Raw genomic sequence first — 8,181 nt, 5'->3', positions numbered from 1 at the left:
AGAAAGGAAAAAAAGATCGGTTGTATAACGAATATCACCTCTCCGGGATTTCAGCCATGAGAGTTAGAAGTAACAGAAATAATAGAATCCTCTATGCCCCTCTGGCACTAAATCAGGAGGAGCCGATAGGTCATTAAAATGGTAAAGACTGGATCCACCTAATTCGGTAAACTGTGAACTATACTGATTTATCAATTAATTCCTTAATTGTTTCTTTGTCTCGATAGTCCAATAAAAATGGAAGATATGTTGGCAGACGGCATACTCTGAAGTCAAACGAAATAGTTTCATCAAATTTGTAATCTTTGAATGATGTTATCTCCTGATGAAAGGGTAATTGTCCATCAAAATCAATTGTTAACACATGTCCCAAAGGGGGAAAGGCTAATTCAGTTGCTATTACTACTCCTTTTGAACTCAAATTGCCTAATGCCATTACCGGAAGGTTTCTAAACTGTCCCTCGGTATTTAAGTAGTTGAAAACTCTAATTCGCTCTGATAATTTATTTGATTCCGAATCAAGTACAAATTCTGCGACCTCTCTATTATTTTCCGAAAACGTATCATCGTTTATGGAAAAAAACATAGATACTATTTGCTTCAGCACCTTCAACGCATTAAAATTATGCATTGTGAACTCAAATAGGTTAAACTCATTTTTTTTTGCAAATTCAATAAATGTATTTGAATACTTCTGATAATCGGTTACATAATTTCTTCCTAAAAAACTATTGCACCTGCCACATAAAGAATAATAACCAATACCACCCTGTTCAATTTTTCCTTTGATTTTACTTTCCAGAGGATTCGATTCCTTCATGTATTCCATAAAAGGGACACTTTTAAAACGAGTATTCTTATTAAAGGCTACCCTTGGTGGAACATGTTCATACGTCAGTTGGCCGAATTCTGTGCAAAGTCTACAATTTCCTTGGTGCATATTTCGAGATTGAATTACATTGTGTTATGCAGTCCGCTATTTGATATCAGCTTCGGGTAACTTTCTTCGCATTCTTACGAACACCTCATCCTTTCTTCTTATATTGTTGATTGTCGACCAAATTTCTATGGCCTTGCTTAAACTAGCTTCGTATTTTTCTTTGCTGCCAAATTCTTTTTCTACATCACAGAGCATAAGATAAGTATCATTCAAGATGGCTTTATTTTCATCATTACTAGTCAATCCAAGTGATACTGCTTCATTAAACATTTGTCTTCCTAGCTCCACTTTATTGTGGCTAAATAGAAAAAGTCCAAAACCACGCAAATTCATTAATTTAATTGGTAATGATACCGATTTGTCCACTGCCTTCTGCCAAAAATATTCGGCTTTGTCTTGGTCACCAATATTTGCATATGCACTTGCTAAAATATTACAGTCTATTTCAGTGGCAAGGCTGTCATAGCGCAATATGAGAAAATCTCCATGCGCAATTAGAACACGTCTCTGAGAATTATACCTACGCCTTAAGGATATTGCCCCCTCTGAATACGGGTCAATTTCTTTTGATGTTCTAAGCTTTGTCGTTTCAATATCAATCTTTGAGATACTTTCCAAAGTATCTGTTAAGGTTTTTCTAATTGTTCTTTTAGTCTCCTTGTTTTTCTGAACCAGTGTCACAATAAGGGATATAAAGGAGAGTATCAAAGCACAAATACTTACTGAAATCAATATGTAGTCTTTTGTTGCCATTATCGCATTTTAAGCTAAAATCGTAATTCTTCAATATACGGAAGTTATACAGGAAAAAACTAAAGTGGTGCGTAAAAGCACTAGAGATTAATACCTAAGTTCCTATAAAATCACTAAATTTATATAGACAAGTCAACCCGAATAAAACCAAGTAAACCGAAACAGCGAATCCGCACTTTGATAGACTAACAAATAGACCAAAAACAAAAAACCCGCGCGGCGCGCAGGTTTCAAGTTTCTCCAGTGATCCCCTTGGGACTCGAACCCAAGACCCATACATTAAAAGTGTATTGCTCTACCAACTGAGCTAGGGAATCGTATACCCCGTTTTCTGTAACGGAGTGCAAAGATAGGAATTATTTATTTCCAGCCAAATTTTGTTGAAACTATTTTTATCACTTCCCTGTAAACACAAGCTTGTAGCGAATTACAGCCTCATCTTTTTCTTCCTGACTAAAAATATGCAGCTGGTAATACTTACCCGATACCCAATCATTTACGCTGTTATCATAAAACGGACTACCCGGATTTCCGCTCTGTCCACCGGGGTAAATACCAAAGGCTTCAGTCTTATCAGAAAGCTGTACTACCATGCGCCAGGAAGGACCATGTGTTTGTTTGGTAGCGTTGACAATATGTTGTCCGCCGCCGGTATTCAGGTGCAATGCGCTGAAGGCGGGGATACCGCGGGAAAGATGATTAATATCTGTGCCGCGGGCTTTGCCCAGCTCCAGTTTGCCGGCTTTGTTCAGCTCTGCAAGTTCTTTGACGGTAGTAACGAATACGCCGTGGAGCAACTGCGATAATGTTTCCTTTTGCGGAGTGTTGATATTATCGATAAAGTGAAAAGAGGTATCGCGTAATAAGAGTTGCAGTGTGGTAATAGACTGCGGATAAGTCAGGATGGTGGTGTCTTTCGGACGCAGCTCATCTTGCCAGATGGTATCTTCCAGGTGAGCCCAGAGCTGATTAAAAATGGTGGCGGCTTTACTGTCTGGCGTAGCCATAAAGTCCCAGGAGGAAAGCAGTTGCCAGTAGGGCTGCTCTGCGGCGGTGAAGGAAGTGCTGTCGATATGTTTGCGGATCATCGGCATGGCGGCGGCGGCAAAGAGGTTTTTATCATCGTTTTGCAGCTGCTGCATGTCTTGTGTGGTGATGGCGCTCATGGCTGCCAGTTTTTCGTTGATGCGTGCGCCGCGGTAAAGATCGTATTCACCGTATAGTGCATATGGATAAGTGCTGTCGGTAGCGCGTTGGTTGGCGGAGCTGACGAAGCCGCGGGTCGGATTTTTAATATGCGGCAGTTCCTCATGCGGAATATATCCTTGCCATGCGTAGGTACTATCGCTGCCGGGCATGATCCATTTACCCTGATTTTTCCAGCGCAGGGGATATTGTCCGTTGTGCCAGATAGCGATATCGCCGGCTTTATCGGCAAATACGAAGTTCTGGGCAGGGCAGGTATAGGTACGGAGGGCCGCCACGTAATCGTCGTAATTATGGGCTTTATTTAGCTGATTAAAGGTACCCAGCTCGTTGGAGGGGTCCAGTGCTTTCCAGCGCATGGCCAGAAATGTTTGCCGGGTAGTTTTATCGGGAAAGGTGTTATCGAAGATAACAGGGCCGAAAACGGTATAGGCAACGGTATCGTGGATGGTGGCGCCACCTCTCACTTTGATGTCTTCCACGCGCAGGTCTGCTTTGCGGTAGCTGCCGTTGTACAAGTATTCAGAAACACCGTTTCGGAACTGCATGCGGTAGTAATCCTTCACATCTTCTTCTCCGTTGGTAACACCCCAGGCGATATGGTCGTTGAAGCCGATGATCACGCCGGGAGCGCCGGGAAGAGAGGCGCCGTATACGTTCATGTCGGGGGTATGCAGCTGTATTTCGTACCAGAGCGAGGGCAGTGATAATCCCAGGTGAGGATCGCTACAGAGGATAGGAGCGCCTGAGCGGGTTTTACTGCCGGCTACTGCCCAGTTATTACTACCATTTGCCGGATCTGGTTTATCCATATTAAATTTCATGAAGGCGGCATCTGCGGCTACGATGCTGTCAGGCGGCGGAGTGGCCCGGGCTGACGCGGTCGCAAAGGAGGTACCTTTCGGAATGATCGGGTCGGTGGCGTCGTGAAAGTCCGGGTATAGCAGGTTGAAATCCTGCATGGAAAACAGTCGGCGCGCATTGGTATATTCGAGGTCATCACAAAATCCGGCGAGGTCATGTGCCATGTATTTCAATAGCAGCGCGGATTTAATCACATCCCATTGTTCCGGTTTATAGTCAAGGATCTTATATTCTACCGGATAGGTGGCGGGTGTAAGCGTGGCGATGTAGGCGTTGATGCCGGCAGCATAGGATGTTACCGCCGTTTTAGAAGCCGGGTCGGCCATCATTTGCTGAACAGTACCTTCTGCAGCATACACCATTCCGAGGCGGCGTTGCCTGCGGTCATACTGTATCAGTTTAGGTCCCAGTATTTCAGACAAACGTCCTGCGGCGGCGTAGGTCTGCAATTCCATTTGCCACAGCCGGTCGCGTGCCGTTACATATCCTTGTACGTAATAGGCGTCGGCCTCATTTTCCGCAAAAATATGCGGTACCATACGGTCATCATACCATACTTCTGTTTTGCCGCTTAATCCCGGCAATACCAGTTTTTCCCGGGGAAATTCACCAATCGGTTCTGCATTTTGCCAGAAGCCCGTTTGCGGACTTAACAAATTTCCCAGGGGTGGTATTTGTCCCAGTTTATGGCTGAAAGCGTAAGAGAGTGATAAGGTAACTGCGGCGGTAATAATTGTGGGTATGATTCTCATATTACGTATCGGATGTAATATGTAAAATACATCAAATTTGATTCATAACCGCTTATGCCTGTAATACTTTTATAAGCCGGTCTACTTCTTCAGGGGTATTAAAACTATGCAGCACTATACGTAGTCGCTCCGATCCTTTAGGCACCGTAGGATGCAGTATGGGCCGCACATCCAGCCCTGCCAGCTGCAATGCGCCGGCTATTTTGCGGGTATGGTCATTGCCCCTGGTGAGCACGGCTTGTATAGGCGTGTTTCCTGCCAGCAACTCCACGTTTTGCAACCCCGCCTGGAATTGACGGATGAGGGCCGATAACTGCTCTCTTGCGGCAGACATATAAGGAAATGCAGCATAGCCAGCTTCTATGGCGGCCAGTGCTGCCGGCGGGAGCGCGGTAGTATAGATAAAGGATCGGGAGAAGTTGATCAGGTAATCACGTAAGATCTCCGATCCAAGTACCACAGCGCCATGACAACCTACTGCCTTACCGAAAGTATGTATACGTGCAAAGCATGCATCGGTTAATTGCAGCTGCTGTACCAGCCCTTCTCCCCTGTGGCCGATGATACCGGTAGCATGGGCCTCATCTACAATCAGATGCGCGCCATATTGCCCGCAAAGCGCGGCAATGGCCGTTAGCGGTGCCAGGTCTCCATCCATGGAGTATACTGATTCTACCGCAACGAATATATTCCCGCCCGCATTTTTCAGTTTCTTCTCCAGATCGGTGACATCGCTGTGCAGAAAAGAGAAAGACTGTACCGCGGACAACCGCACCCCGTCGCGAATAGAGGCATGTATCAGCTGATCGTAGATGATGGTATCCCCTTTTCTGCCCAAACAGGAAAATACGCCCAGGTTGGCGTCGTAGCCGGAATTATATAACAGTCCCGCAGGCGCCTGATGAAAATTGGCCAGATCTTTTTCTATATCGTTTATCCATTGATAATTTCCGGCCAGCAGCCTCGATCCGGTGCTGCCATGCGCAGGATGACGCGCCTCCATCAAGGCATGAATACCGGCACGTACGTCCGCATTCCTGGCCAGTCCCAGGTAGTCGTTGGAACAAAAATCCACTTTATCTCCCGGCAAACGTAATTCCCGGAAAGCCTGTTGCTCCCTGCGTTCATCAAGCAAACGTGTTAAAAAAGAGGTACGGTCCTGCGTCATAGATCTGTCTTTAGCGATGCACAATTTAAACTTTGCCGTTATCTTCGCAAAAAAGCGACCAGCAAACGGATATATTAACATGAGCAAAGTATCTATACTCGGACTGAAACTACCAACTGACCCACGATGGGTAAATCTGGCAGCCATTTCATTGCAGGACATTCTCACGGACCACGCCTATTGCGAACAAAAGGCAGCATCTTCTGCTATCTCGCTCATTCAGCGTAATCCAGAAAGAACAAAAATGGTGGAAGAACTGGCACCCATTGTTACGGAAGAATGGGGCCACTTCCGGCAGGTACTTGCGGAAATGAAAAAACGTGGCCTGTCACTGGGCCGGCAACGAAAAGATGAATATGTAAATGCCCTGATGGATAACCGCGTAAAAGGCGGCCATGCCGATGACAGCTTCCTCGATGCACTACTCATCTTTGCATTGATTGAAGCCCGCAGCTGCGAACGCTTTCGCCTGCTGAGTGAAGGTTTGGAAGATGAATACATGCGCGAATTCTACCGCAAATTCATGATCTCGGAAGCAGGTCACTACAGGTTATTTATCGATCTCGCCAACGAATATTTCCCGGAAGATAAAGTAAGAAACCGCTGGCAGGAATGGCTGAAGATGGAAGCAGAAATTCTCCTGAATATTGATGTGCGCGGTGATAGAATGCATTGATGCAGCTTTTAGCTTTTAGCTTTTAGCTTTTAGCTTTTAGGAAATGCAGCGAAGATTAAGTTTTGGCCATTCGCTGTTAGTTAATATCTGATGATCTTCGCTGCATTTCCTAAAAGCTAATAGCTAACAGCTAAAAATTAAATCCCATATTCACATAAAACTTGAGCTTCCCCGACTGATCACTATACATCATAGTCGCTTCAATAGGCCCCAACCGGCTGCTATAGCCAGCTCCCAGCCCATAACCACTCAGATACTTATAACGATTCCCGCCTGTTAACTCACCATCGTAAATAGCGGCGCCTACGCGTGGAATCGCAAATATATTCCGGATAAATTCATATTGCCAGGCCACCTGCACCGCCCCTATTTTCGGTGTAATCACCTCCCCTTCGTATAAGCCCACAAAAGGCACCTGGTTGCGTGCTACATTACTCATGCCGCCCACTACGTACCCATTCACCACCGACTCATTATAATGCAGATTATAACCAATGTTACCATCCAGCTCCAGGGCCGACTTACGACCCATCGGAATATAATATTTCATGTTCAGCACAAAACGCTGGTAGTCGTTGAAACGAACCCCTAAACTATCAAGGTCCTGTTCTACCCCATCTACACTTACCTTGATACCAGAATGTTGATTGTAAATAAATCCGCCTTCAAAATCCAGCAAAAATCCTTTGGTAGGATATATTTTCTGATTCAGCGAATTAATCCCGTAATACAAATAAGTATTCAACTGATTGGTACTGCCGCGTACATCCTGAAAATTGGAAAACTGCGGTTTGTATTTGATGTATTCCCAGCGGGTACCGGCGCCGATAGACATATTCCGGTTAAGGGTATACTGCACATCCATATTCACATTCGCATATTTACTGCGATAGGGTTGCTGCTTTTCAAAATCATCGCCATAAAAAGTAAGACCATTATTTTCATAATAGGTACTTAATCCAAATCCAAAGTTCCGGCTGCGTCCCAGGTACTTGAAGTATTCTGCTTCCAGGCGCGGATTTTCACTGATAGCCACTGTTACAAATGAACGGGAGTTAGGCACAATGAAATTACGCTGGGTGAGGTTTACAATGGCATTGGCACCAGTGAATGTATTATAGTTCAGCGCCACCTTCACATAGGTAAGCGGATTTTCCTCTACCGTAATATCCATCCTGCTTTTACCGTAACCTTCCGGCACCAGGTTGTAGGTGATGAGTTTATAAAAACGGGTACCATATACGTTGAGGATCGCATTTCTTAGCTGTGCTGATGTATAACAACCATTAGGTTTCAGGTGCAGTCTTTGTAAAAAGAATTTCTGGTCAGAATGTACCAGGCCACTTACACGGATACTACTGAGTTCTATATCTGCAGAAAATGGCAATCGGTTTTCTACAAAGGGTCCTTCCGGATACAATGCATTCAGTGAATCTGCCAGGTGTTTAAAAACAGGATACAACTCTCTCCCTTTTCGCTGCCCCGCTTCAATAATGGAATCCACGCTACCAAAACTCGCAGCAGAATAATTTTCCAGCTCCTTGTTCATCGGTATATAAATATCACAATGCTTTATTGCTTTCTGAAAGTCGTCTGCATCCTTATAAAAACCAAGCTGGTAAAGGATATCAAAGGGTGTCACCAATTGATCTGCCTTGCGTAAACCGCCGCTCACATTGGCGCCAATAACAATATCCGCCCCCATATCTTTGGCGGTGATCACGGGAAAGTTACGCACTACACCCCCATCTACCAATTTGCGATTACCGATCTTTACGGCGGTAAAAATGGAAGGAATAGCCATACTGGCACGCAGACTGGT

Annotated in this window: 6 protein-coding genes and 1 tRNA gene; 1 reads left to right on the top strand and 6 read right to left on the bottom strand. The window is 44.9% G+C overall.

What is annotated here, in order from left to right; translation table 11 throughout:
* Positions 1-178: 178 nt before the first annotated feature.
* The 5 genes from VIP81_RS15615 to VIP81_RS15595 form a co-directional block, all read right to left on the bottom strand.
* A complete protein-coding gene (locus tag VIP81_RS15615; protein WP_331962542.1) occupies positions 179-829 on the bottom strand; it encodes a hypothetical protein in 651 nt (216 codons plus the stop codon).
* A gap of 147 nt (positions 830-976) precedes the next feature.
* Positions 977-1,693 (bottom strand): hypothetical protein, encoded by a 717-nt coding sequence (locus VIP81_RS15610; RefSeq protein ID WP_331962539.1) that lies wholly within the window; start codon positions 1,691-1,693, stop codon positions 977-979.
* A gap of 244 nt (positions 1,694-1,937) precedes the next feature.
* A tRNA-Lys gene (locus VIP81_RS15605) sits at positions 1,938-2,010 on the bottom strand.
* A gap of 78 nt (positions 2,011-2,088) precedes the next feature.
* Positions 2,089-4,515, bottom strand: coding sequence for a penicillin acylase family protein (locus tag VIP81_RS15600; protein ID WP_331962536.1), 2,427 nt, complete (start codon positions 4,513-4,515; stop codon positions 2,089-2,091).
* 52 nt (positions 4,516-4,567) lie between these two features.
* Positions 4,568-5,683 (bottom strand): pyridoxal phosphate-dependent aminotransferase family protein, encoded by a 1,116-nt coding sequence (locus VIP81_RS15595; RefSeq protein WP_331962533.1) that lies wholly within the window; start codon positions 5,681-5,683, stop codon positions 4,568-4,570.
* A 79-nt stretch (positions 5,684-5,762) separates the two neighbouring features.
* On the opposite strand from VIP81_RS15595, the gene VIP81_RS15590 reads away from it, so the two are divergent.
* Complete coding sequence (locus VIP81_RS15590; RefSeq protein WP_331962530.1) at positions 5,763-6,359, top strand: tRNA-(ms[2]io[6]A)-hydroxylase; 597 nt, start codon at positions 5,763-5,765, stop codon at positions 6,357-6,359.
* Positions 6,360-6,489: 130 nt separating this feature from the next.
* Here VIP81_RS15590 and VIP81_RS15585 read toward each other — a convergent pair.
* Positions 6,490-8,181 (bottom strand): patatin-like phospholipase family protein (locus tag VIP81_RS15585; RefSeq protein ID WP_331962527.1); only part of this gene is annotated, 1,692 nt, incomplete at its 5' end.

Source organism: Chitinophaga sp., from assembly GCF_036566945.1.
In the GTDB taxonomy this organism is placed as follows: Bacteria; Bacteroidota; Bacteroidia; order Chitinophagales; family Chitinophagaceae; genus Chitinophaga.
This window is presented reverse-complemented; position numbering and strand designations above follow the sequence as displayed.